Below are 19,636 nucleotides of genomic sequence, written 5' to 3'. Positions count from 1 at the left end.
TCAGCGACGCCGCGCCCTGCGCGTAATCGGCCGACTGGCTGGCGTAATGCTTGCGCACGCTGCCGGCGTCCAGCGACAGCGAGTCCAGGCCCGGGCTCAGCAACAGGCTGCTGGTATAGAACGGCAGGGTCTGGGTCGTCTGCCGGCCACTGGCATCCTTGACCACCACGGCGATGTCACCGCTACCATTGGCCACCGGGATCTGGCTGGCCTCGAACGGGCCGGCCTCCACCTGCCCGGACAATTGGTGCAGGCCGTTGACGTAGATGTCCACCGACGACGGCACCGCCACGCTGGAGCTGATACCCGGCCGCGGGTAAGTGACCAGGTCCGGGCGCAGACCGAAGTGAGTGGCTGCCTGCACGCCGGCCAGGCGCACGGGGCGCGTCCAGGTGAAGCCGCCGTTGACGAAGTCACCGACTTTCCAGGTGCGCAGGTGGTCGAGGTCGGCACGGCTCCAGGTGGTGTCCAGCCGCACCGTGCTATCCAGTGTGGCGCTGCGCGTCTGCAGGCTGCTGGTCTCCAGCACCCCGGGGCCGCCCAGCACCCGCAGGCTGGCCAGGGTGCTGGCGCTGCCCTGACCATCGGCACGGGTGTACTGGCTGTCGTAGTTGAGCACGGTGGCCCAGTCGCTTTGCGACCCGGCACCTTGTGGGCGCGCCGGGTCGTGGCGCAACTGCTGGGGTACCAGGGCGGCATCCGGCAATTGCAGGTACACACGCTGGGTGGCGCGATCGAAACGGCACTGGCCGCCTGCCAGGCTGGCCAAATCCACCGGGCCGTGGCCCTGGCCAGGGTTGCGCAGGCCCAACCCTGGCAACTGGTCGGCGGCGACCAGCAGGCGGCCCTGCTGCTCATCCACTTCCTGGGCAGCGGCCCGTAACCGGCCATTGACCATGACGTCCAGCAGCAGGGTCTCGGCGTGTGCCGCGAGTGGGCTGGCCAAGGCCAGTGTCACCAGCAGGCGGCGGCACAGCAGCCCGTTCAACGGCCAGGTTCGAGGGTCAACCAGGTATCCATCGCGCTGCCACGGCCTGTGGTGGTCAGGTGCAGACGGTCACCTGCGTGCAGTGTCTGGGGCGGGGCACTGATCAACCAGCGGCCGTCCTGGCCAGCCAGCAGGTACGGCAGTGCCGGGCGGGCGAGCTTCAGGGCATGGCCATCGGCATCGGCCAGTGCGAGGTTGGCGAGCCGCGCATGGGCCTGGCCCGCATTGTGGGCCAGCAGGTACCACTGGTCATGGTCCAGCACCGTGCGCCACTGCACATCGGCCTTGGCCCGCACCGCCTCACTGGCGAACACCGGAACCGTGAGGCGAAACGCCAGGGCGACCTTGCTGGGGTCGGCGTCGGGCAACTGGTCGAAGACCACCCGGTACGCTTGTTCGGTGGTGCCCGGCGCCTGACGCAGCAGCAGGCGGATGATCTGCGACTGCCCCGGGGCGATACGCGCGAACGGCGGGCTGACCAGCAGGGCCTGGGTCTTGTCCAGGATGTCGGTATTGTTGGCCTGGGTCCATTGGAAGCTGCGCACCTGAACCTGGGTATCATGGTCGGCGTGGTTGGTGAGCGTGAAGCTGGCGGTGCGCTGGCCGGCATCCAGGGCCTGGGCGATGGGGATGATCTCCAGGGCCTGGGCATGGACCTGCGGCGCGAGCGCGCACAGACCGGCCAGTGCACAGGCGCGGTGAAGGCGTGTGGCAAGGTGCATGAAGGAGGCTCTGCGAAGGGTTGGGCGTGACCGGCTATTCTGCGCACCCCTGTGGGACCAGGCGAAGCCCGCTCCCACAGGGGATGGCGGCGGGTCAGTAGTTGACGGTGACGACCACGGTGTCCGAGTAGCTGCCGGTGCTGGCCGTCAACTGGTCGGCGGCGACCTTGCCGTACACGGTCACGGTCTGCGCCGCGCCCGTCCCGGTTCCGGCCAGGGTGTCTGTGCCGGTGGTATCGCCCCAACTGGTGGCGTAGCTGCTGTCCTGGTACAGGCCGTAGCTCAAGGTGGAAGTGCTGTCCGACGCATTGGTCAACAGGCGTGCCGAGGTGGTGGCATCGGTGCCGCTGCCTGCACCCAGGGCGATGGTGTACGGGGCGTCATTGGTGCAGGTCACCGACAGGTCGGCGCTGGAGGTAACAGCGCTGCCCGAGTAGGAGCCGAACGCCATGGAACCGGCTGACACCGAGCAGGTGGCGACGACGGTGGCGCTGACACTCATGTCGGCGGTGGCGGTGGAAGCATTGGCGTTGCCGGACAAAGCGACGCCCAGGCCGATCAGGGCAACAGCCCCGGCCTTGAACAGGTTGCGAGTGGACATGGGTTTTCCTGTGAAAGCGCTGGTAAGTGTAGGCCCCCAGGGTCTGAATGCCGCCGGGTGACCTTTTAAAGCTTACGTGGGCAGGCGTTCGCAGGGGCGGCCAAACCGTCGCAGATCCGGCCACAAGCACTGCATATCCGGCCAGATCAGCCTTGCCAGCTACAGTTCCACAGTACACGGCCGATCACGGTCAATTCGCCCAGCCGCTTGACCGACAAGTGCAGGTCGCGAAAGTGGGCGTTGATGGCCAGCAGCGTCAGTGAACCGTCCACCTGGAACTGCAGGCGCTGGACCCGCAGGGTGCCACCCAATTCCAGCAGGTACAGGCCATCGCCCGCCAGGCCTGACCGGGTGCGGTCGATGAGCGCCGTGCCGCCCTCCTCCAGCGGTGCGCAACCCTGACCGCACGGCACCTTCACCGCCAGCACGCTGTGTTCACCCAGGCCGCGCTGCTGCAGTTCGACCGAGCTCACGGCCACCGGTTCAATGGCGGCCACGCTACCCGGCCAGGGCAACCGCGCCGGGCAAGCCTTGGCGGGGTAGCACTGCACCCAGGTGGTGCCTGACGCTGGCGGCTGTGGTGTGGGACTGCCGGACACCAGCCAGTCAAGCGTTACACCACCCGCGCGTGCCACGGCCAGGCACACCGCCAGGCTGGGCAAGCTGCCGCCACGAATGTATTTGTACAGCTGGGTTTCGTGCACGCCCGAGCAGCGCGCCAGGTTGCGCTTGCCGCCTAGCGATTCGGCTATATCAGCAATTCTCTGACCTAGGCGCTCGATCGCGGGGGGGCAGCCCTCAGAAACTGTCAATCCTTTGGCATCCTCGCCGCCTGCGGCAGCGGCCGCTTGTCCTATCTTCATCACTGTTGGTCTCTCGACATGTCTAGCTTTAGGGCTTGACCCTGCATAGCTAACTGACTATATTTTGACGTCTAGGTTTTGACGGCGCGTCAATATCCTGTTTCTTCGTGCAAAGTGCGACTGTTGTGGCGCTGAGGATCGAGGGTATTAACGGCAACGGGGCCTGGGGCTTGATTAATTTTTTGATTGCGTTGGGGCTGACAGGTGCATGGCGTTGTTTTTTCAGGGCCCTTGGAACCAAGCGCCGTTCGCACGACACACCCCCTGGCGGCAACCCACCCCATGCGCGAGATTGCCATCCTCAGCTACCCGGGCTGCTACGTCGGTGACGTGATCAAGCTGCTGGAAACCCTTCACGCCCTGGATCAGAACCCCTGCTGCCACCTGCGCCAGGGCGCGCGCTTGAGTGCGCGGGTGTATTCGCTGGATGGCAAGGCGTTGCGCTCGCCGGGCATGCCATGGGTCAGTGTGCAGACCCAGGCTCTTGGCCAGGCCCAGCCGATGGCGCCTGACACGCTGATCATCGCCCATGGCCCGGCCCAGGCGCTGGCCTTCGAGCCCCCGGCGCTGCTGCAGTGGCTGCGCCAGGTACAGCCCCGCGCACGCCGGGTCGTGGCGCTGGGGGCGGGGGTCTTCTGGCTGGCGGCGGCACGGCTGCTGGGGGGCCGCCAGGTCACTACCCACAGCGCGCTGGCTGCGCTGTTGGCAACGCGCTTTCCTGATACCCGCGTGCATGAACGCGGAAGCCTGCAGATAGACGGCCCCTTCTACACCACCAACGAACGCATGAGCGCCAGCGACATGGCCTTGCTGTTGCTGCGCGATCACTGCGCCGCCATCCGCGGCCAACCCTGTCCGCTTCCCGGCCAACCCCTCCCGGCCCCGCACCACAACGGTCCGGCACTGCGCCTGTGCCGCTGGTGGCTGCAACGCCTGGACCAACCGGTCACCGTGGCCCAGGCCGCGGCGCACCTGCACGCCAGCGAACGCACCCTGCGCCGGCTGCTGGGCAGGGACTGCGGCTGCTCGCCCCATGGGCTGCTGCTGGTGCTGAGAGTAGAGATGGCGCGCCAGGCATTGCTGGCCAGCGACTTGCCGGTGGACAAGATAGGCCGGCGGGGCGGCCTGGGCGACGGCCAGCAACTGGCCCGCACGTTTCGCAAGTACCTGGGCGTGGCGCCCGGCGAATACCGGCGCACACGGACGCCGGGGCCGCTGCACCCGGATTACGCAAGATTGTTTGATGGGCTGCGCCAGCCGGGCTGGCTGGCGCAGCTAGCCGCTGCAAGCTTGAGCTAGAAGCTAGAAGCTAGAAGCTAGAAGCTAGAAGCCGACAGCTGCATTAGCTTGCAGCTTGCATCTCAGAGCGTGTAGACCAGTGCCGAAATGGCCACCAGGCCGACAATCACCACGAACACGTTCGACAGTTTGCCCGCGTACATGCGCATGGCCGGCACACGGTGCACAGCATACATCGGCATCAGGAACAGGATGGCCGCGATCACCGGGCCGCCCAGTGTCTCGATCATGCCCAGGATGCTGGGGTTGAGCGTCGCCACCAGCCAGCACACCACCAGCATGAACGCTGCCACCAGGCGGTCCATGGTCTTGGCTGCCGGGCGCTTGCCGCTCTTGACGATCAGGCCCTTGAGGCCCTCGCTGGCACCGATGTAATGGCCCAGGAACGACTTGGCGATGGCCACGAAAGCAATCAGCGGCGCGGCGAAGGCGATGGTCGGGTTGCTGAAGTGGTTGGCCAGGTAAGACAGGATCGACAGGTTCTGCGCCTTGGCTTCCGCCAGTTGCTCTGGCGACAGGGTCAGCACGCAACTGAACACGAAGAACAGCACCATCACCACCATCAGGCCATGGGCACGGGCCAGGATCTGCGAGCTGCGCTTCTCGGCGTTGGCACCGTAACGACGTTTCTGGTCCACCGCGAAGGCCGAAATGATCGGCGAATGGTTGAACGAGAACACCATCACCGGAATTGCCAGCCACAGGGTATGCAGGAACGCCGACGGCTCAGGCACATTGCTGGCAGTGGTCAGGATGCCGCCGGTCCAATGCGGCACCAGGAACAGCGCCAACAGCAGCAGCGCGACGATGAAGGGGTACACCATCAGGCTCATGGCCTTGACGATCACCCGCTCGCCGCAGCGCACCACGCCCAGCAGGCCGACGATCAGCACCAGCGCCAGCAGCGCCCGGGGTGGCGGCTGCAGGTTCAGCTGGTGCTCGATGAAGCTGCCCACGGTGTTGGTCAAGGCAACGCTGTAGATCAGCAGAATGGGGAAGATCGCGAAGAAGTACAGCAGCGTGATCAGCGCCCCGGCCTTGGCACCGAAATGCTCCTCCACCACCTCGGTGATGTCCGCGCCTTCACGGCCCGACAGCACGAAGCGGGTCAAGCCGCGGTGTGCGTAGAACGTCATCGGGAAGGCCAGCACGGCCAGAATCAGCAAAGGCCAGAAACCACCGAGGCCGGCGTTGATCGGCAGGAACAAGGTGCCGGCGCCGATGGCTGTGCCGAACAGGCCCAGCATCCAGGTGGTGTCGTGACGGTTCCAACCTGCCAACGTCGCTTGTGGCGCCGCGTCAAAGGTCTGGTCGAGGCTATTGGCCTGTTCATTCATCCGGTCGAATCTCCGCTTGCCGGTTATTCATACGTGGCCGAGGCGGGATGAAACATGAAGCAGGCAGCGCCCCGGCCATAAAAGGGGGGGCGATTGTCCGGGATTGTGCTTGAGAAGCAAAGGGTTAGCTGAGCAATGGTCGTGAATGAGAGGCGTTTTGGGTGTGGTGATTTGCCGCACACATCCCTTGTCTTCCGCTTTCACGCCGCCCACTGATGAATCCTTCTCATAAGTCCATTCAGTTACAGCCTGTTAACCCGTCAGTCCCTCCTCCCTATCATGGGACCACCTGCTCCCTTCACAGAGGAAACACACTCCATGAAAACCGTCACCGTGGTCATCGGTGCTGGCGCCATCGGCCAAGCTATCGCCCGCCGGGTGAGTACCGGCAAGCATGTGCTGCTCGCCGACCTGAAGCAGGAGAACGCCGACGCCGCAGCCGATGTGCTGCTGGACGCAGGCTTTGACGTCAGCACCGCAGTCGTCGATGTCAGCTCACGCGAATCGGTGGCGGCGCTGGTCGCCACTGCACAGGCGCTTGGCCCGATCACCGGGGTCATCCACGCTGCCGGAGTATCGCCCTCCCAAGCGCCACCGGCGACCATTCTGCGGGTGGACCTGTACGGAACAGCGCTGGTGCTTGAGCTGTTCGGCAACGCCATCGCGCCGGGCGGCTCGGCGGTGGTCATCGCGTCGCAGTCCGGCCACCGCCTGCCTGCCTTGACCCCGGAGCAAGACAAGGCCCTGGCGTTGAGCCCGACGGAGGCGCTGTTGACGCTGCCCATGCTGCAACCGGACGCCGTTGTCGACCCGCTCAACGCTTACCAACTCTCCAAACGGGCCAACGCCCTGAGGGTCATGGCCGAAGCCGTGCGCTGGGGTGAGCGCGGTGCGCGGGTCAATGCCATCAGCCCTGGCATTATCTTTACGCCGCTGGCCCGGGATGAACTGGCCGGGCCCCGTGGCGAGGGCTACCGCCGCATGATCGACGGCTGCGCAGCCAAGCGCGGTGGCACCCCGGATGAGGTGGGTGCGTTGGCGGCTTTGTTGATGGGGCCGGAAGGCACTTTCATCACCGGCAGTGACTTTCTGATGGACGGCGGTGTGACCGCACAGTACTGGTTCGGCGCCCCGCAGGGCTGAGGCCGGCGCTGCATACAGGCTGATACAGTGGTGAAATCAACGGGATACAAGGCAAGGCGATGCTGCCCGCTCGGATCGACCCGGCCCAAGAGCCCTCCGCATGCCCAGCCTTCGCCTGCCGCGCTTCGCCAACTCCCTGTTTGCCCGCCTGTTCGGCATTTCGGTGATTGCCATCGTCTTCGCCCACTGCCTGGCCTTCATGTGGTTCCAGGCTTACGGCAAGGCTCAGGATGACGCGCGGTTCCATGCCGAGCAGGTGCAGATGCTGGAGACGGGTGAACCGCCCCCGCACGCGGGGTCGCTGCTGGATTTTCCGGTGGTGCCGTTGCTTTTCCAGATGTCGGCCTTGGTGGCTGCCGCCTGGTACGGCGCCAAGCTGCTGTCGCGGCCTATCCGTCGGTTCAGCGCCGCAGCCGAGCGCCTGAGCGAGGACCTGGACAGCCCGCCCCTGGCCGTGCAGGAGAACAGCCTGCTGGAGGCACGCCAGGCTGCCCACACCTTCAACCGCATGCAGCGGCGCATCCGCGAACAGCTGCGCCAGCGCGGCTATGTGCTGGGCGCCGTTTCCCATGACCTGCGTACCCCGTTGTCACGCCTGAAGCTGCGGTTGGAGCTGTGTGACGATGAACCGTTCTGCCGCGAGATGCGCCGGGACATAGACGAGATGGTCAAACTGCTGGATTCAACCCTGGCGCTGGTGCACGAGCGGCCAATCGACCCCGCGGCTCCGCTCCCCTTGTAGCCGCAACTGCGCTGTATGGCCCTGCGCATGCACCGCGCAAGCACAGGCCCCCTCGTCCCACCGACCGAACTCACCACGCAGCGGGCGGTCATCTGATCATCGCCCTCTCGGTGAAGACCATGGACACCTACAACCTCCAGCGTTTCGTCGATGCCCAGCGGCCTGTGTTCGAGCAGGCCCTGCATGAACTGCGACAAGGCCGGAAACGCACCCACTGGATGTGGTTCATTTTCCCGCAGATCCAGGGCCTGGGGCACAGCATCACGGCTCGGCAGTATGCGATCAGCGGTGCCGGCGAAGCGCTGGCGTACCTGCAACACCCCGTGCTCGGCCAGCGGTTACTGGAAGCGACGGCAGCGGTGAGCGCCCTCAGGGGACGACCGGTCGGCGAGATCCTTGGCTCGCCGGACGACCTCAAACTACGCTCGTGCATGACCCTGTTCGCCAACGCCGCCGATGACCCCGGCCCGTTCAACCAGGTGCTGGCCGACTTTTTCGACGGCCAGCCCGACGCCAAGACTCTCGATGTACTGGGCCTGTGAGGCCGCACATCTCGCCAACTAACGTCGCCCAACGACGCAGCCGCGGAGCCATTGCTGATGAACCTGATGCCACGCCATGCCCTCGACACCCTGCCCACCCTCGCCGACGAGCGCCTGCAGCGCTACCGCCAGGTGCGCCGCCACAGTGAACGGCTGGCCAGCCCCCTGAGCCCCGAGGACATGGTGGTGCAGTCGATGCCGGACGCCAGCCCGACCAAATGGCACCTGGCGCACATCACCTGGTTTTTCGAAACCTTTCTGCTGGTGCCCAACCTGGCGGATTACCGGCCGTTCGACGCCAGTTTCACTTATCTTTTCAACTCCTACTACGAGGCCGTGGGCCCACGCCAGCCCAGGCCGCAGCGTGGGCTGATGACCCGGCCAGCGCTTGAGCAAGTGATGGCCTACCGGCAATACGTGGACCTGCACATGGGCAGCCTGTTGGCCCAGGACCTGGATGCCGCGACCCTGGCGCTGATCGAACTCGGCCTGGCCCATGAACAGCAGCACCAGGAACTGCTGCTGATGGACATCCTGCACCTGTTCAGCCTGTCTGCGCTCAAGCCTGCCTACGACACGGCCTGGCCCGCCGATGCACCCGGACGCGAGGGCCACTTCAAGGCATTGAACGGCGGCCTGGTGGACGTTGGCCACGACGGGGATGGCTTTGCCTTCGACAACGAAGGCCCACGGCACAAGGTCTACCTGGCGCCGTTCGAGATCAGCGACCGTCTGGTGACCAACGGCCAGTGGTTGCAATTCATGGCCGCCGGCGGTTATGCCACGGCCGGCCTGTGGCTGTCCGATGGTTGGGCCATGGTGCGGGAACAGGGTTGGCAGGCCCCGTTGTACTGGCAGCAGGACGGTGAGCAGTGGCAGGTCATGACCCTGGCCGGGCTGGTGCCGGTGGAGGCCGATGCGCCCGTTACCCACGTCAGCTATTACGAGGCCTGCGCCTTCGCCACCTGGGCCCAGGCGCGGCTGCCCACTGAAGCGGAGTGGGAACTGGCCGCGGTCAGTGGCTTGCTCGAACAGGTGGACGACGTGGCCTGGCAGTGGACCCAGAGTGCCTACAGCCCCTACCCCGGTTTCCACCCGGCGCCCTCGGCGGTGGGCGAGTACAACGGCAAGTTCATGGTCAACCAGATGGTGCTGCGCGGCGGCGCCAGCATCAGCTCGCCAGATCACTGCCGCCCCAGCTACCGTAACTTCTTCACCCCAGGCCTGCGCTGGATGTTCTCCGGCGTGCGCCTGGCCAGGGACATCTGCCAGCACGGTGCGTACAGCAGCGAGTTTGCCCGCGACGTGGTGGCCGGGCTGTCAGCGCCCCACAAGTCGCTGTCGCCCAAGTACTTTTACGACGGCGCCGGCTCGCAGTTGTTCGAAGCTATCTGCACCACGCCGGAGTATTACCCGACCCGCGCCGAGACCCGGCTGTTGACGAACGTGGCGGCCGAGATCGGCGCCGTGATTCCCGACGGCGCGGTGCTGGTGGAATTTGGCAGCGGGGCCAGCGACAAGACCCGCCTGGTATTGGACGCGGCGCCCCAGGTGGGTGTCTATGTGCCTATCGATATTTGCCAGGACGCACTGGATAGCGCGGCCAGCCGGTTGCACGCGCATTACCCGAACCTTGAAATCGCCCCCCAGGTGGACGACTTCACGCGCGCCCTGCGCCTGCCTGAAGCGGCCCGAGGCAAGCCTCGGGTGGGCTTCTTCCCGGGTTCTACCATTGGTAATTTCACCCGCCCCCAGGCCGTGCAGTTTCTGCGTTCGGCGCATACCTTGCTGGGCCGCAATGCCTATTTCATCGTCGGCGTGGACATGGTCAAGGAAGCCGCCTTGCTGGAAGCGGCCTACGACGATGCGGGCGGGGTGACGGCGGCGTTCAACCTCAACCTGCTCAAGCGCATGAACCGTGAACTGGACGGCGATTTCGACCTGGATGGCTTCCGCCATCTGGCACAGTGGAATGCCGAGTTGCAGCGCATGGAAATGCATCTGGTGAGCCAGCGCGAACAGGTGGTGCAGGTGGCCGGCCAAGCGTTCCATTTCGCTGAAGGCGAGCGCCTGCACACCGAGAACTCGCACAAGTTCACGGTTGAATCGTTCACTGAAATGGCGGCGCTGGGCGGTTGGCGAATCTGCCATCAGTGGATCAGCGACGCGCCGCAGGTGGCGTTGTTCTGCCTGTGCTGAAACGCCCCTGGCACACGCAGGTCCTCGGGTACGGCCGAGGGCGAGACAACGGTTGTTTTAGCGCTAAATGTTCAAGCCAAAAACACTAAGACCGCCCGTCTTGGCTTTCTATAATCAATAAACTTTCCCACGGTTTGCTTTTCACAGTTAATGCAAGGTCAATGACTTTGCATATCCGATAAAACAGAGGAAGAGAATCATGGCTAACACAGGCAAGTCGAACCCAGGAAACTTCTCCAATGATCGTGAAAAGGCCTCCGAAGCTGGCAAAAAAGGCGGACAGGCCTCCTCCGGCTCGACTGCAGGCAAAATGCCAAACGACCGGAGCAAAGCAACCCCCGACAGCAGTAAAAAAGGCGGTCAAGGCAGCCACGGTGGCGGCCGCAGCTAATCGCTGAGTCAGGGCCGGGGCATTGCCCCCGGCCTGCCCACTTCGCACAAGGACATGAAGGTGAGCCAACACATTGTCCACTTCCATTGCCAGATTGATCAGAGCACCCATGAACGACTGCGTGACCGCTGCCTGGAAGCCTTGAAGGCCGGCGCCGATTCGTTGTGGTTGAACATGTCGTCATCCGGTGGCAGCACCAACTTTGGCTTCACGATCTACACCTTTCTCAAATCCCTGGGCATTCCGGTGCGCACCATCAACTCCGGCAATATCGAGTCCATGGGCATCATCGTGTACCTGGCGGGCAGCGAACGCATTGCCGCGCCACAATCGCGCTTTCTCATTCACCCCATGAATTGGTACTTCAGCCAGAACTCCGTGGACCATTCGCGTTTGCGCGAATATCTGTCCAGCCTCAACAACGACCTGGAACGCTACGTCACCATTTTCAAGAAAGAAACGGAAGACGCGGAACAGAAGCTGGATATCTTCAAATGCCTGTCGGCCGAAGAGAAAGTCATCGCCGCCGACGACTCCCTGGCCTGTGGCATCGCCCACCGCCTGGAGCAGATTGTATTCCCCAAAGATGCCATCCACTGGACGGTCAGCGGCGAGTAGCTGACCTGTCAGACAATCCGACTGAATTTTTTCACTGGGCCAGAATCACTTAGAAGGTCACAGGGAGGAAATTCGGCTTTATGAACAACGCAAAGCTTTACGTCATTGACTACACCCTTCACGGCCAACCCAAATCGTTCATCATCCGCGCCGAAAACATGGACAACGGCGAAGCCTGGCACTGGGCAAGTTGCGACGCGGGCGTTGGGCGAATCGGACGTTTCGGCCGAGAACGGGTGAAAAAGACCAGCAAGCCAATGGCGGAGAAATTCGGCATAGAGGGCGTCAGTTGGCGGCCGGCCTGAACAGCGGCGCCGTCCTGAAAATAAAGGTCGGTCACACTCTATTCCTGAGCGTGTGATCGGCCTATATTTTATGGGGTTATCAACTGACCTGGGCCTTCCATTTTCAAGGAGTGAAAGATCATGCGAATTCTGATCGTAGGGGCCGGTGCCGTGGGCGGGTATTTTGGTGGGCGCCTGCTGGCCGCCGGCCGTGACGTGACCTTTCTGGTCAGGGCTGCGCGCGGCCAGCAATTGAGTGACCGGGGGCTGCAGGTACGCAGCCCGCTGGGGAATATAAACCTCGATAGGGTGCCCTGGGTTCAGGCTGCCGACATCCAGGGCGCCTATGACCTGATTCTGCTCAGTTGCAAGGCCGGGCAATTGCCTGGGGTCATGGATGACCTGACCCACGCCGTGGGGCCATCCACCCTGATACTGCCGTTGCTCAACGGCCTGCGCCACCTGGATGCGCTGGACCAGCGCTTCGGCGCCGCCCATGTGCTGGGAGGCAAGTGCTTCGTGTCACTCGACAAGCTGGCCGATGGCACCATCGTGCACTTCAACGAGCGTGATGACCTGAGCTTTGGCGTTCGTGCCGGCCACGACGGCGCCCAAGTGCAAGCGGTGGCAGACGCCTTGGCCGGTGCTGGTTTCACCGCCCAGTTGAGCCCCGACATCACCCAGGAGATGTGGGAAAAGTGGATGTTCATCGCCACCGGCGGCGGCATTACCTGCCTGATGCGCGCCAGCGTCGGCGACGTCGTGGCCGCTGGCGGTGTGGACCTGATCTGCGACCTCTTCGAGGAATGCTCGGCCATCGCCCGCCGTGCGGGCTACCCACCCCGGGAACCGGTACGTGAAGCCTTCCTGCAGGTGCTGACCCAACCGGGGTCGGCCCTGACTGCCTCGATGTTGCGCGACGTGGAACGTGGTGACGCCACCGAGGCCGAACACGTGCTGGGCGACCTGCTCGCCCGACGCCTGCCCGAAGACGTGGAGACCCCGGACCGATCGGTGCTGCGCCTGGCCTTCACGCACCTGCAGGCTTACGCCGCGCGGCGCCGCCGCGAGCAGCCGTGAGCGCTTCATTGCCCGCCCCTGAAACCTTGCCTCCAGCGACACCGAGACCATCATGCCGCGCGTATCCCGCCAACAGACCGAACGCAACCGTGAAATCATTCTTCAAGTGGCCACCCGCCTGTTCCGTGAACGCGGCCTCAAGGGCTTGAGCGTGGCCGAGGTCATGAACGCCGCGGGCCTGACCCACGGCGGTTTCTATGGCCACTTCGAATCCAAGGAAGCCCTGGCCGCCCAGGCCTGCCAGCAGGCCTTCGACCAGTCGGTGCAACGCTGGGCCGAGCGCACGGCGCCCACCCGCGACCGCAAGGGCGCACGCCGCGTGCTGGTGGACAACTACCTGGCTGACAACAACCGGGATATCCCGGGCGACGGCTGCCCGGCCGTGGGCCTGGCAGGCGACGTATGCCACGAGGCCGAGGATAGCCCCCTGCGACGGGTATACACCGAGGGCGTACACGCGCTGATCGACGACTACGAGGCGGTCATGGACCAGCCACAGGCCGAAGCTCGGCGGCAGACGGCGCTGGTGGAGTTCGCCCTGATGGTCGGGGCCATCACCCTGGCCCGGGCCACCGAGGGCGACCCGCTGTCGGATGAGATTCTGCAGGCGGCTCGGGAGAGCCTGGCATGATCAGCTTTCAACCGCTGCTGGCCAGCACCGCCCAGGTGCAGGAACGCGTACGCCACCTGCGCAACCAGGAGGCGGTGCGGCGCTACATGTACACCGAGCACGAGATCAGCGCGCAGGAACATCAGGCCTGGCTGACCAGCCTGGCCGACAACCCGCGGCAGTCGGTGTTCGTGGTGATGGTCGACGGCATGGCCCGTGGCGTGGTGTCGCTCAGCGCCATCAACCGCCTGCACCAGAGCGCCGACTGGGCGTTCTACCTGGACACCGAGTTGCAGGGCAAAGGCCTGGGCAGCCAGGTTGAATGCTGGCTACTGGACCACGCTTTCGGCGAAGTGGGACTGGCCAAGCTCAACTGCGAGGTACTGGCCAGCAACCCGGCGGTGGTGCGCCTGCACCAGAAGTTCGGTTTTACCCTGGAAGGGGTACGGCGTCAGAACGTGCTGAAGGAGGGCCAGCGGCTGGATGTGGTTCTGCTCGGCATCACCGCCGAAGAGTGGCAGGCCAGGCGGCCGGAGATTATCGAGCGCCTGGCGCGGTTGAAAGGCTGAAGCCACCGCAGCAGACCTGGCCGCATCACACACGCCGCTCAGCATCAGGCACACCACCGGCAGCTACCACTCACTCGGTGACACGCCGAACTGCCGGCGGAACATGGCGCTGAAGGCACTGGGGGTGTTGTACCCCACCTCCAGCGCCACCTCCAACACACTGTGCCCCAGGGCCAGACGCTGCAGGGCCGTCAGCAACCGCGCCTGCTGGCGCCATTTGCCGAAGGTCATGCCGGTGTCATGGATGAACCAGCGCTGCACCGTCTTCGGGTTCACGCCCAATTGCCCGGCCCAGTCGCCCAACTCCAGTTCCAGCCCTTGACCTTGCAGCACGCGCTCGGACAACGGCTGCAACGCTTCATGACGCAAATGCGGCAAATGCAGGGGCAATACCTGCTGCTGGTCCAGCTCATCCAGCATCAGCGCCATCACCCTGCCGTCACGGCTGTCAGCCGGCGGCGCGGTACGGATGCCCACGGCGGCCAGGATCAGTTCCCGCAGCAACGGTGATACCCCCAGCACGCAGCAATGCCCCGGCAGCCGGGCCGACACCAGGGCCGGATCGATATACAGCGTGCGGACCCGCACGGCACCCACCATGCGTGTCCAGTGCTCTACCCCCGGCGGTATCCATAAGCCGCGGTTGCCAGGCACCAGCCAATGCCCCTCGGCGCTGCCCACTACCAGTACACCCTGGGTGGCATACAGCAGCTGCGCCTGCTGGTGACGGTGGCTTGGCACCCGGTGGCCATCATCGAAATCCAGCGCCACGGCGGCGACGCTGCGGGCATCCGTCGGCACGCCATGGTCGACAATGTCCGTTTTACGCATGTGGCCGCCCTTTTACCGTTAGACGAACACTTTGCCTGAACCCTAAGCTGCTGCCCAGTCCTCCCCAGCCTTGTGATCGAACCATGTCCACAGCCTTCGACAATACCGCCCTGCTCGCCCAGCTCGAGCGCATCGCCAACAGCCTGGAACGCGCGTTTCCTCCACCTCAGGAGCAGGTCATCGACACACAGGCCATCGCCTACCAGTGGCATTACCGGCAGGTGCGCGGGGTTGAGCAGGCAGTGCTGACCGCCGTCAAGCAGCCCAGCCTGATCAGCTTCGAGGCCTTGCAGAACATTGAGCGGCAGAAACGCCTGATCGAACAGAACACTCGCCAGTTCGTGGAGGGCCGTCCGGCCAACAACGTGCTGTTGACGGGCGCCCGAGGTACCGGCAAGTCATCACTGGTCAAGGCTTGCCTGGAACGCTTTCACCAACAGGGCTTGCGCCTGATCGAAGTGGACAAGGCGCATATCGGCGACCTGCCGCAGATCCTCGATTTCACCACCGGCCGCCCGGAGCGCTTCATTCTGTTCTGCGACGACCTGTCGTTCGAAGAAGGTGACATCGGCTACAAGAGCCTCAAGACCGTGCTCGACGGCTCGGTAGCGGGCCAGGCGGCCAACACCCTGATCTACGCGACCTCCAACCGCCGCCACCTGATGGCCGAACGCGCCAGCGACAACCTCAACTGGACCCGCGGCGAAAACGGCGCCCTGAACCCCGGCGAAGAAACGGAGGAGAAGATCTCCCTGTCCGAGCGCTTCGGCCTGTGGATCTCCTTCTACCCCTTTTCCCAGGACGAATTCCTCAGCGCGGTCAACGAGTGGCTCGCCAGCTGTGGCGTGCCCGAGCAAGCCTTCGAGCAGGCCCACGTCGAAGCCCTGCGCTGGGCCACCCAGCGCGGCTCGCGCTCGGGGCGCATCGCTGCGCAATTTGCCCGCGACTACGCCGGGCGCATGGCCGTCGAAGCCTGACTTTCCAGCATTTCCTGCATACCCAGCAAGTTGGGTGAGCGGGTACCCCGGCGCCAGGTCAGCCACGTCTGGCGCTTGCCGTATTCCTCGTCCAGTGGCCAGGCACTGACGTTGCTGCTGCCGGGCATGCTCTCCAGCATGCTGCGCGGCACCAGCGCCAGGCCTGCGCCGGCGCTGACGCAGGCCAGCATGCCGTGGTAGCTCTCCATTTCGAAGATACGCCCTGGGGTGGCACCGTCGGCGATGAACCAGTTTTCGAAATGGCGACGGTAGGAGCAGTTGGCGCGGAAGGCGTATACCGTCTCGCCGCTGACGTCCTGGGCACGGGTGACCGGCGCGTGGCCTTTGGCGGTCACCAAGAGCATTTCTTCCTCGAACACCGGGATGCCATCCAGCAGCGGGTGCAGCGGCCCGTCCACGAACGCCGCAGCGTAGCGCCCGGCCAGCACGCCGTCGATCATTTCCCCTGAAGGCCCGGTAGACAGGTCCAGCTCCACTTTGGGGTAACGCTGGTGGTAGGCCGCCAGCAACGGCGGAATGCGCACCGCCGCCGTGCTTTCCAGCGACCCCAGGGTGAACACACCCTGAGGTTCACCCGTGGACACCGCCAACTTGGCCTCCTCCACCAGGTCAAGAATGCGCCGGGTGTAATCCAGAAAGCTGTGACCGTTGGCTGACAAGCGCAAGCGCAGTTTCTCACGGATGAACAGGTCCACCCCCAGCTCGCTTTCCAGTTGCTTGATGCGCGTGGTCAGGTTGGAGGGCACCCGGTGCACCTTGGCGGCGGCAGCACTGATGCTGCCCTCCTCGGCCACGGCGCGAAACAGCTCAAGCTGGGTCAGGTCCATATACTTTCTCTTTTCGTGAGTGTTTTGAAGATTATTATTCATTATTCATGAATCAAACAAGCGCTTAAGGTAGGCCCATCACTTACCCATGGAGGTTTCCGATGAATGCCCCTGCCCCGATCGACTTCGCTGTCTCGTTGAACCCGACCACCGGTGAAGAACTGGCCCGCTACCCCTTCCAGACCCCCGCCGAGCTGGACCAGGCTCTGGCCCGCAGCCACACGGCCTACCAACAGTGGCGTCAGGTATCGGTAGTCGACCGTGCCGCCGTGCTGGTCAAACTGGCGGCTGCCCTGCGTGACTTGAGCGAACCCCTGGCGCGCAGCATGGCCCTGGAAATGGGCAAGCCGATTCTGCAGGCTCGGGCCGAAGTGGAAAAATGCGCTGGCCTGTGCGAGTGGTATGCCGAGCAGGGGCCTGAGCTACTGGCACCTGAACCAACGCAAGTACCGGGCGACAAAGCCTTCATCGAATACCGCCCCATCGGCCCGATCCTGGCAGTGATGCCGTGGAACTTCCCCGTGTGGCAAGTGCTGCGTGGCGCGGTGCCGATCCTGCTGGCTGGCAATACGTATGTGCTCAAGCATGCGCCCAACGTGATGGGCAGTGCGCTGCTGATGGCCGAGGCCCTGCGCCGGGGCGGTGTGCCGGACGGGGTGTTCGAAGTGCTCAATGTCGGCAACGACGGCGTTTCCAGCGCCATCAATGACCCACGCATCGCTGCCGTCACCGTGACCGGCAGTGTGCGTGCCGGTGCGGCCATCGCCTCCCAGGCGGGTGCGGCGTTGAAGAAATGCGTGCTGGAACTGGGTGGCTCCGACCCTTTCATCGTGCTGGCCGACGCGGACCTGGAGGAGGCAGTCAAGGCCGCTGCCATCGGCCGTTTCCAGAACGTCGGGCAGGTGTGCATCGCCGCGAAGCGTTTCATCATCGAAGAAAGCATCCTGCCGGCGTTCACCGAGAAACTGGTGGCCACGGTCAAGGCCATGCAGGTCGGCGACCCGCTGGTGGAAGGCAACTACATTGGTCCAATGGCGCGCTACGACCTGCGTGATGAGTTGGACGGCCAGGTGCAGCAGACGCTCGCCGAAGGTGCCACCCTGTTGTTGGGCGGGCACAAGATCGAAGGCGTGGGCAACTATTACGCACCGACGATCCTGGGCGACGTGACGCCCGACATGACGTCGTTCAAGCAGGAACTGTTTGGCCCGGTGGCCTCGATCATCGCTTGCCGCGACGCCGACCATGCGGTGGAACTGGCCAACGACAGCGAGTTCGGCCTGGCCGGCAGCGTGTGGAGTGCCGACGTCAACCTGGCCCGGCGCATGGCGGCGCGGCTGGAAACCGGTGGTGTGTTCATCAATGGTTACTGCGCCTCCGACCCCCGTGTCGCCATTGGCGGGGTGAAGAAAAGCGGTTTCGGCCGCGAACTGTCGCACTTCGGCCTGCGCGAATTCTGCAACGCACAGACCGTGTGGGTGGACCGCCGTTGAATGAAACTTCGCCGTCGGTCACCTCACGGGATCGACGGCGTGCCACCCCGTGCCTAAGCTGGTGAAACGTCCTCAAGAAGGGAGCAGCACCATGTTCAGGAAAACCTTGTTAACCCTGGCGGTCGCCAGCCTGTTGGCTGGCGCCTCGGCCATCGCCGTGGCGGCTTCCGACAGCCCCATCAGCATCAACCCTGGCACCGATTCCTCCGCCCCCAACAGCCCCGGCGCCGACCCCCGCACCCAAGGTGCGGACCCAGGCCGTGCCGGCGGTGTCGACAACAACGGTGCGGGGTACGACGGCAAAAGCGGGCAGTCCAGCGGTGGTGGCACCGGCGACGACGATGATGACGACGATGACGATGGCGGCGGCGCCGCGGATGGCGGGGCGTCCAGCTCGGATGCGCCTAAATAGCCACCGGATCGCCCCCCCTTTTCCAAGCAAGCGCTGCTCCAGCAGGCGAGTCAACCGGTGGGAGCAGAGCTCGCTCGCGAACGAGGCCAGGCCTGCTCACACCTCTGGACCTGCACGCGGCCAGACACACCGCGCCGCCTGCTTCGCCAGCAAGCTGTGCTCCAACAGGCGTACCCTCTTGGGGTGTGGTTTGACTCGCTCTATTGCAACCAGACAGCATCCCAAAGCGGGTAATCGCCTATACGTTCCGCAAGCCCCGCCCTTAGCGGGTTGGCGACGATATAGCGAGCTACCGACTTCACATCTTCCTCCCTTCGCAATGCTCGGTCATGAAACCCCTTTTGCCATAATGAGCCTACCCGCTGATTCGCTCGGTTGAACAAAACCGTTGAGCGCGACTTCAGCCTGGCCACTTCGCCTGCGAGATCCCGCCCCTTCAGCTCCATCAGCCAGTGAAAATGGTCAGGCATAATGACCCAGCACAGCGAATCGGCCCCGCCTTCAGCCTGACAGGCTTTCATTGACACGATGAGCGGCCGTGCGCTTGACCAATCATTGAACACCGGCTCCCGTTGCCGAACGACCAGCGTGACAAGGTAAAGACGGCTTTGCTCAGAAAATCGACCCGTTCTAAGCCGGTGCGAGCGAAAAATTGGCATTCCATTGCCTCCCGAGAAGAAAGCAATGAAAGTAAGTGAATTCAGGCCGCCCGGGCATTCGAAGTCTTAGCGGATTGTTTCCGTCGTGGGCGAGCCGACTGGCGTCGTTCGCTAGCAAGCTACGCACAGCATGCACACCTGTTGGAGCACAGCTCGCTGGCGAACGAGGCCAGGCCTGCTCACACACATGCAGCCCGACACACCGCGCCGCCTGCTTCGCCAGCAAGCTGTGCTCCAACAGGCGTACCGACCACTTTGCTCTGAAAACAGCCCCGTTCTATGCCGGTCACTCGAAGTCATAGCGGATTGCTTCGTGGGCGAGCCGACTGGCCTCGTTCGCTAGCAAGCTACGCACAGCATGCACGCCTGTTGGAGCAGAGCTTGCTCGCGAACGAGGCCAGGCCTGCTCACACGCATGCAGCCCGACA

The 19,636-nt window shown here is 64.2% G+C and carries 22 protein-coding genes; 14 read left to right on the top strand and 8 right to left on the bottom strand.

The window, feature by feature from the left end; translation table 11 throughout:
• The 4 genes from QBK88_RS29545 to QBK88_RS29530 form a co-directional block, all read right to left on the bottom strand.
• The coding region (locus QBK88_RS29545; protein ID WP_277964863.1) for a fimbria/pilus outer membrane usher protein at positions 1–988 on the bottom strand (988 nt) is incomplete at its 3' end.
• Complete coding sequence (locus QBK88_RS29540; RefSeq protein ID WP_277964862.1) at positions 985–1,710, bottom strand: fimbria/pilus periplasmic chaperone; 726 nt, start codon at positions 1,708–1,710, stop codon at positions 985–987. The genes QBK88_RS29545 and QBK88_RS29540, both read right to left, overlap by 4 nt.
• A gap of 94 nt (positions 1,711–1,804) precedes the next feature.
• Positions 1,805–2,311 carry a Csu type fimbrial protein gene (locus QBK88_RS29535; RefSeq protein ID WP_277964861.1) on the bottom strand — a complete coding sequence of 169 codons (507 nt, stop codon included), beginning with the start codon at positions 2,309–2,311 and terminating at the stop codon, positions 1,805–1,807.
• 146 nt (positions 2,312–2,457) lie between these two features.
• Entirely contained in the window at positions 2,458–3,174 is a 717-nt protein-coding gene (locus QBK88_RS29530; protein ID WP_277964860.1) for a LexA family transcriptional regulator, read from the bottom strand.
• A 282-nt stretch (positions 3,175–3,456) separates the two neighbouring features.
• Here QBK88_RS29530 and QBK88_RS29525 point away from each other — a divergent pair, with 282 nt between their 5' ends.
• Positions 3,457–4,473 carry a helix-turn-helix domain-containing protein gene (locus QBK88_RS29525; RefSeq protein WP_277964859.1) on the top strand — a complete coding sequence of 339 codons (1,017 nt, stop codon included), beginning with the start codon at positions 3,457–3,459 and terminating at the stop codon, positions 4,471–4,473.
• Positions 4,474–4,535: 62 nt separating this feature from the next.
• Here QBK88_RS29525 and QBK88_RS29520 read toward each other — a convergent pair whose 3' ends face one another.
• Positions 4,536–5,810, bottom strand: a complete 1,275-nt coding sequence (locus QBK88_RS29520) for a serine/threonine transporter (RefSeq protein ID WP_277964858.1) — start codon at positions 5,808–5,810, stop codon at positions 4,536–4,538.
• Between the two features lie 318 nt (positions 5,811–6,128).
• Between QBK88_RS29520 and QBK88_RS29515 the strand changes: the two genes are divergently transcribed.
• From QBK88_RS29515 to pseH, 10 genes are all read left to right on the top strand, one after another.
• Positions 6,129–6,953 carry an SDR family oxidoreductase gene (locus QBK88_RS29515; protein ID WP_277964857.1) on the top strand — a complete coding sequence of 275 codons (825 nt, stop codon included), beginning with the start codon at positions 6,129–6,131 and terminating at the stop codon, positions 6,951–6,953.
• 100 nt (positions 6,954–7,053) lie between these two features.
• Positions 7,054–7,695, top strand: a complete 642-nt coding sequence (locus QBK88_RS29510; protein ID WP_277964856.1) for a HAMP domain-containing protein — start codon at positions 7,054–7,056, stop codon at positions 7,693–7,695.
• A 119-nt stretch (positions 7,696–7,814) separates the two neighbouring features.
• Positions 7,815–8,237, top strand: a complete 423-nt coding sequence (locus QBK88_RS29505) for a DUF1810 domain-containing protein (RefSeq protein WP_277964855.1) — start codon at positions 7,815–7,817, stop codon at positions 8,235–8,237.
• A gap of 57 nt (positions 8,238–8,294) precedes the next feature.
• On the top strand, positions 8,295–10,436 hold the full coding sequence (gene egtB, locus QBK88_RS29500; protein WP_277964854.1) for an ergothioneine biosynthesis protein EgtB: 2,142 nt from the start codon (positions 8,295–8,297) through the stop codon (positions 10,434–10,436).
• A 199-nt stretch (positions 10,437–10,635) separates the two neighbouring features.
• Entirely contained in the window at positions 10,636–10,827 is a 192-nt protein-coding gene (locus QBK88_RS29495; RefSeq protein WP_268140763.1) for a general stress protein, read from the top strand.
• A 60-nt stretch (positions 10,828–10,887) separates the two neighbouring features.
• The gene (locus QBK88_RS29490; RefSeq protein WP_277964853.1) at positions 10,888–11,445 is read left to right on the top strand and encodes an ATP-dependent Clp protease proteolytic subunit; all 558 of its coding nucleotides are present in this window, start codon (positions 10,888–10,890) and stop codon (positions 11,443–11,445) included.
• An 80-nt stretch (positions 11,446–11,525) separates the two neighbouring features.
• Entirely contained in the window at positions 11,526–11,750 is a 225-nt protein-coding gene (locus tag QBK88_RS29485) for a DUF6555 family protein (RefSeq protein ID WP_158157857.1), read from the top strand.
• 120 nt (positions 11,751–11,870) lie between these two features.
• Entirely contained in the window at positions 11,871–12,809 is a 939-nt protein-coding gene (locus QBK88_RS29480; protein WP_277964852.1) for a ketopantoate reductase family protein, read from the top strand.
• 52 nt (positions 12,810–12,861) lie between these two features.
• Positions 12,862–13,440 (top strand): TetR family transcriptional regulator, encoded by a 579-nt coding sequence (locus QBK88_RS29475; RefSeq protein WP_277964851.1) that lies wholly within the window; start codon positions 12,862–12,864, stop codon positions 13,438–13,440.
• Positions 13,437–13,988, top strand: a complete 552-nt coding sequence (gene pseH / locus QBK88_RS29470; RefSeq protein WP_445765023.1) for a UDP-4-amino-4,6-dideoxy-N-acetyl-beta-L-altrosamine N-acetyltransferase — start codon at positions 13,437–13,439, stop codon at positions 13,986–13,988. The genes QBK88_RS29475 and pseH overlap by 4 nt, the downstream gene beginning before the upstream one ends.
• A gap of 63 nt (positions 13,989–14,051) precedes the next feature.
• Here pseH and QBK88_RS29465 read toward each other — a convergent pair whose 3' ends face one another.
• Positions 14,052–14,819: an AraC family transcriptional regulator gene (locus QBK88_RS29465; RefSeq protein ID WP_277964850.1), complete on the bottom strand. Its 768-nt coding sequence runs from the start codon at positions 14,817–14,819 to the stop codon at positions 14,052–14,054.
• 83 nt (positions 14,820–14,902) lie between these two features.
• Here QBK88_RS29465 and QBK88_RS29460 point away from each other — a divergent pair, with 83 nt between their 5' ends.
• On the top strand, positions 14,903–15,796 hold the full coding sequence (locus QBK88_RS29460; protein ID WP_277964849.1) for an ATP-binding protein: 894 nt from the start codon (positions 14,903–14,905) through the stop codon (positions 15,794–15,796).
• On the opposite strand, the gene ptrR is transcribed toward QBK88_RS29460, so the two are convergent.
• Positions 15,766–16,644 carry a putrescine utilization regulator PtrR gene (gene ptrR / locus QBK88_RS29455; protein ID WP_277964848.1) on the bottom strand — a complete coding sequence of 293 codons (879 nt, stop codon included), beginning with the start codon at positions 16,642–16,644 and terminating at the stop codon, positions 15,766–15,768. The two genes, QBK88_RS29460 and ptrR, sit on opposite strands and share 31 nt — an antisense overlap.
• A gap of 101 nt (positions 16,645–16,745) precedes the next feature.
• Between ptrR and QBK88_RS29450 the strand changes: the two genes are divergently transcribed.
• Positions 16,746–18,137 (top strand): aldehyde dehydrogenase family protein, encoded by a 1,392-nt coding sequence (locus QBK88_RS29450; protein ID WP_277964847.1) that lies wholly within the window; start codon positions 16,746–16,748, stop codon positions 18,135–18,137.
• A 91-nt stretch (positions 18,138–18,228) separates the two neighbouring features.
• A complete protein-coding gene (locus tag QBK88_RS29445) occupies positions 18,229–18,549 on the top strand; it encodes a hypothetical protein (RefSeq protein ID WP_277964846.1) in 321 nt (106 codons plus the stop codon).
• A 200-nt stretch (positions 18,550–18,749) separates the two neighbouring features.
• On the opposite strand, the gene QBK88_RS29440 is transcribed toward QBK88_RS29445, so the two are convergent.
• Positions 18,750–19,208, bottom strand: coding sequence for an REP-associated tyrosine transposase (locus QBK88_RS29440; RefSeq protein WP_277964845.1), 459 nt, complete (start codon positions 19,206–19,208; stop codon positions 18,750–18,752).
• Between the last annotated feature and the right edge of the window lie 428 nt (positions 19,209–19,636).

The sequence above is a fragment of the Pseudomonas sp. RIT-To-2 genome (assembly GCF_029623465.1).
GTDB classification, from domain to species: Bacteria; Pseudomonadota; Gammaproteobacteria; order Pseudomonadales; family Pseudomonadaceae; genus Aquipseudomonas; species Aquipseudomonas silvicola.
The sequence above is the reverse complement of the archived record's forward strand: the minus strand, read 5'-3'. Positions and strand labels throughout refer to the sequence as shown.

Bases quoted from the DNA above. Each gene is read 5' to 3' on its own strand.
- ptrR (WP_277964848.1), bottom strand. From the start codon at position 16,644: ATGGACCTGACCCAGCTTGAGCTGTTTCGCGCCGTGGCCGAGGAGGGC.
- QBK88_RS29530 (WP_277964860.1), bottom strand. From the start codon at position 3,174: ATGAAGATAGGACAAGCGGCCGCTGCCGCAGGCGGCGAGGATGCCAAA.
- QBK88_RS29460 (WP_277964849.1), top strand. From the start codon at position 14,903: ATGTCCACAGCCTTCGACAATACCGCCCTGCTCGCCCAGCTCGAGCGC.
- QBK88_RS29450 (WP_277964847.1), top strand. From the start codon at position 16,746: ATGAATGCCCCTGCCCCGATCGACTTCGCTGTCTCGTTGAACCCGACC.
- QBK88_RS29520 (WP_277964858.1), bottom strand. From the start codon at position 5,810: ATGAATGAACAGGCCAATAGCCTCGACCAGACCTTTGACGCGGCGCCA.
- QBK88_RS29510 (WP_277964856.1), top strand. From the start codon at position 7,054: ATGCCCAGCCTTCGCCTGCCGCGCTTCGCCAACTCCCTGTTTGCCCGC.
- egtB (WP_277964854.1), top strand. From the start codon at position 8,295: ATGAACCTGATGCCACGCCATGCCCTCGACACCCTGCCCACCCTCGCC.
- QBK88_RS29525 (WP_277964859.1), top strand. From the start codon at position 3,457: ATGCGCGAGATTGCCATCCTCAGCTACCCGGGCTGCTACGTCGGTGAC.
- QBK88_RS29515 (WP_277964857.1), top strand. From the start codon at position 6,129: ATGAAAACCGTCACCGTGGTCATCGGTGCTGGCGCCATCGGCCAAGCT.
- QBK88_RS29480 (WP_277964852.1), top strand. From the start codon at position 11,871: ATGCGAATTCTGATCGTAGGGGCCGGTGCCGTGGGCGGGTATTTTGGT.
- QBK88_RS29535 (WP_277964861.1), bottom strand. From the start codon at position 2,311: ATGTCCACTCGCAACCTGTTCAAGGCCGGGGCTGTTGCCCTGATCGGC.
- QBK88_RS29485 (WP_158157857.1), top strand. From the start codon at position 11,526: ATGAACAACGCAAAGCTTTACGTCATTGACTACACCCTTCACGGCCAA.
- QBK88_RS29445 (WP_277964846.1), top strand. From the start codon at position 18,229: ATGTTCAGGAAAACCTTGTTAACCCTGGCGGTCGCCAGCCTGTTGGCT.
- pseH (WP_445765023.1), top strand. From the start codon at position 13,437: ATGATCAGCTTTCAACCGCTGCTGGCCAGCACCGCCCAGGTGCAGGAA.
- QBK88_RS29495 (WP_268140763.1), top strand. From the start codon at position 10,636: ATGGCTAACACAGGCAAGTCGAACCCAGGAAACTTCTCCAATGATCGT.
- QBK88_RS29465 (WP_277964850.1), bottom strand. From the start codon at position 14,819: ATGCGTAAAACGGACATTGTCGACCATGGCGTGCCGACGGATGCCCGC.
- QBK88_RS29505 (WP_277964855.1), top strand. From the start codon at position 7,815: ATGGACACCTACAACCTCCAGCGTTTCGTCGATGCCCAGCGGCCTGTG.
- QBK88_RS29440 (WP_277964845.1), bottom strand. From the start codon at position 19,208: ATGCCAATTTTTCGCTCGCACCGGCTTAGAACGGGTCGATTTTCTGAG.
- QBK88_RS29540 (WP_277964862.1), bottom strand. From the start codon at position 1,710: ATGCACCTTGCCACACGCCTTCACCGCGCCTGTGCACTGGCCGGTCTG.
- QBK88_RS29475 (WP_277964851.1), top strand. From the start codon at position 12,862: ATGCCGCGCGTATCCCGCCAACAGACCGAACGCAACCGTGAAATCATT.